This window comes from Caulobacter sp. 602-1 (assembly GCF_003931565.1).
In the GTDB taxonomy this organism is placed as follows: Bacteria; Pseudomonadota; Alphaproteobacteria; order Caulobacterales; family Caulobacteraceae; genus Caulobacter.
Genome location: NZ_RRYI01000190.1, coordinates 1 through 278 on the forward strand (window position 1 = coordinate 1; position 278 = coordinate 278).

Annotated in this window: 1 protein-coding gene; it reads right to left on the reverse strand. The window is 66.5% G+C overall.

Features of this window, described 5'->3' with window-relative positions; all coding sequences use genetic code 11:
* Positions 1-278, reverse strand: a 278-nt coding sequence (locus EIK80_RS25820; protein ID WP_158624769.1) for a creatininase family protein, incomplete at both ends; no start/stop codon positions are given.

Sequence of the window (278 nt, forward strand, 5' to 3'; positions counted from 1 at the left end):
CCAGATCCCACCAGTTCTTCAGCTTCAGGGCGAACGGCGCCCGCTCTTTCCGGAAGCTGTATTCGGCGTAGATCTCCGAGAAGGCCGCCTCGATCGAGGCGACGTTGCCGCCGTGGCCGCTCAGGAAATAGATCCGCGTGAAGCCGTGCGCGCCCAGCGACCGCACCCAGTCGCCGATCGCGGCGATGAAGGTCGCCGGGCGCAGGCAGATGGTGCCTGGAAGGGCCAGCTGGTGCTGGGCCATGCCGATGTTGAAGGTCGGGGCCACCAGGATCCTG